This is a genomic window from Micromonospora globispora (assembly GCF_003857015.1).
In the GTDB taxonomy this organism is placed as follows: Bacteria; Actinomycetota; Actinomycetes; order Mycobacteriales; family Micromonosporaceae; genus Micromonospora; species Micromonospora globispora.
The window spans coordinates 1-1,774 of record NZ_QGGF01000676.1 but is presented as its reverse complement, the minus strand read 5'-3'; the positions used below and the strand labels follow the sequence as shown (position 1 = coordinate 1,774).

General features: G+C 73.4%; 2 protein-coding genes and 1 pseudogene. 2 read left to right on the top strand and 1 reads right to left on the bottom strand.

The window, feature by feature from the left end; genetic code table 11:
- Positions 1-570: pseudogene (locus DKL51_RS31765) on the bottom strand (PP2C family protein-serine/threonine phosphatase); the annotation flags it as partial.
- A gap of 257 nt (positions 571-827) precedes the next feature.
- Between DKL51_RS31765 and DKL51_RS31760 the strand changes: the two are divergent.
- Both DKL51_RS31760 and DKL51_RS31755 read left to right on the top strand, forming a co-directional pair.
- Positions 828-1,184, top strand: coding sequence for an STAS domain-containing protein (locus DKL51_RS31760; RefSeq protein WP_109945215.1), 357 nt, complete (start codon positions 828-830; stop codon positions 1,182-1,184).
- A 46-nt stretch (positions 1,185-1,230) separates the two neighbouring features.
- Complete coding sequence (locus tag DKL51_RS31755; RefSeq protein WP_109945208.1) at positions 1,231-1,578, top strand: STAS domain-containing protein; 348 nt, start codon at positions 1,231-1,233, stop codon at positions 1,576-1,578.
- Positions 1,579-1,774: the final 196 nt, after the last annotated feature.

Genomic DNA, 1,774 nt, shown 5'->3' with positions numbered 1-1,774 from the left:
GGCCAGCACCAGTACGGCGACGTCGGCCAGGGTCGGCACGGCGAGCCGGACCACGGCGGCGGCCGCCCGGTCCGGGTGCAGCGGGTTGCCCAGCTTCTCGCCGACCACGGCCAGGAACGCCGAGCGGGCCCGCTCGGCGAGCAGCGCGTCGGCACGGGTGACGCTCTCGGTCACGTCCTCCACGTACCAGCAGCAGCGGGCGGCCGACAGCGGCACCTGGCGGACCCGCAGCCGACGGCCCCGGTGGCCGAACTCGACGGGAGGCTCGCCGGCGAGGGCCGGCACTCCCGCGGCGGCCAGCAGTTCGCCGGGCACCACCTCGGGAAGCAGCCGCTCCGCGACCGGGCTCAGGTGGCGCACCACCCCGTCGGCGTCGCAGACGATCAGACCCTCGCGGAAGTGCTCCACCACCTCCGACCATTCCGGCGTGGCGAGGCCGCGGTCCGGGGCGAGCGGTGGGAGCGCAGGTGCCGACGCAGCGTCGACGGACCACGCCGCAGCCCGTGCGGTACTCGGCGTGGAGATCCGTCCGTCGCCCGGGTCAGAGTCCCTGACGTCGGCAGCAGTCACCAGCTAAGCCCCACTCCTTGTCGATACCGCGGTTCCACCGGAAACGGCGTCTATGGTCAAATCTCTTCGCCCCACCCTACGCCGGTATGCCGGGACTGCCACCCCACGCGCACTGGCCGGCGACCCCGTCGCCGCCGAGCGGGGTGGTTGCCGCGTTGTTACGATCCGGACGAACCTGCCCGACCGGCAGCCTGCGGAAAGGCGTGATGGTGGTACCCGAACGGAGAAGGCCCGAGGCGGCCCCGCTCAGCATCTCCGTGGACCGTTCGGACCCTGACGCGCCGCTGATCAAGGTCGCCGGCGATCTCGCGTTCACCACCGCCGGGCCATTGCGGGCCGAGGTCGACCGGCTCCTGGCCGACCGTCCGCCGGCGCTCGTGCTCGACTTCGGCCAGCTGGTCTTCATCGACAGCACCGGACTGTCGGTGATCGTGCACGCCTGGCGGGAAGGACAGCAGAGCGGCACGGCGATCCGCCTGCGCGACACCCCGCGGTTCCTGGAGACGATCCTCGACATGACCGGGGTCACCGGGCTGCTGGCCCGGCCGCGCCCACACGCCCGGCCGGAGCTGCCCGGGGCCGGGAGCGCCCCGGGCACGTCCGCCTCCGCCTAGGCCACCCCGGGGTTTCCCGGTCGCGGCCGGCTGGGAACATGGACCCATGCCCTCGCCGCTGTTGACCATCCAGGTGAGCCGGCTCGACGCCGCGCGCGCCCAGCTGCGGCTCTCCGGCGAGCTGGATTTCGACACCGCGCCGGACCTCATCGACGCCGCCGCCGAGCTGCGCCTGGACGGCTACCAGGAGCTGCTGATCGACCTCACCGGCGTGGTGCTCTGCGACTCCTCCGGGCTCAGCGCGCTGGTGATCATTCACCGCGCCGGCGCCGGGGCGATCCACCTCACCGGGATGAACCCGCAGATCCAGCAGTTGCTGGACCGCACCGGGCTGGGCGAGCTGCTGGCCATGGCGCCACCCGGCGCGACCGACGACGCCCGCGAGGTGGGCTGACGCTCCCCCTACCCGTGGTGGGGGGCGGCCCCCGACCCTGGGACCAGGGGCCGGGGGCCTGGAGGATGGCTCAAGGAGCGGGTTGCGGCTGCAATCGCGGGCCGCTCGACCGCAGTTCCACCGCAGCCGGAGGATCCGCGTCCTCCGGCGTCCCGGAATCGGGCGTCTGGAAGAGATAGCGGACGAACTCCCCACC

Bases quoted from the DNA above. Each gene is read 5' to 3' on its own strand.
- DKL51_RS31755 (WP_109945208.1), top strand. From the start codon at position 1,231: ATGCCCTCGCCGCTGTTGACCATCCAGGTGAGCCGGCTCGACGCCGCG.